At 53.8% G+C, this 316-nt stretch carries 1 protein-coding gene; it reads right to left on the bottom strand.

Translation table 11 applies throughout. The features are described from left to right. Position 1: 1 nt before the first annotated feature. Positions 2-211 (bottom strand): hypothetical protein, encoded by a 210-nt coding sequence (locus VBE63_RS31285; RefSeq protein ID WP_323686819.1) that lies wholly within the window; start codon positions 209-211, stop codon positions 2-4. Positions 212-316 lie beyond the last annotated feature (105 nt).

Below are 316 nucleotides of genomic sequence, written 5' to 3'. Positions count from 1 at the left end.
GTTAGGCGGAAGGATAAGACCAGTCTCCATCGTGGCTGTAATTTTCAATGACACGCGTCGGATGGCTTAATCTGCGAGCCACATCTTTTGCGTGGTCACTGTAGCAGTCAGGGTAGCCGCGCCAATCTTTCTGCATCTCTTCTCTTAGCTTTTGACAGCCGATCTTGTATGCTTTCATGTCGTCGTAAATCGCGGAAACGAGATTACTCATTTGCATCACCGCCTAACAAGTTGCTCCAGCCGACCCCGCGCGTCGGCCTTGGTGGTTATCTCAAGCATGGTGCCGCGCGCGGGGCGGCTGAGCTTGGTCGTTAGG

Source organism: Lamprobacter sp. (assembly GCF_034860625.1).
Classification (GTDB): domain Bacteria; phylum Pseudomonadota; class Gammaproteobacteria; order Chromatiales; family Chromatiaceae; genus Lamprobacter.
This window is presented reverse-complemented; position numbering and strand designations above follow the sequence as displayed.

Bases quoted from the DNA above. Each gene is read 5' to 3' on its own strand.
- VBE63_RS31285 (WP_323686819.1), bottom strand. From the start codon at position 211: ATGAGTAATCTCGTTTCCGCGATTTACGACGACATGAAAGCATACAAG.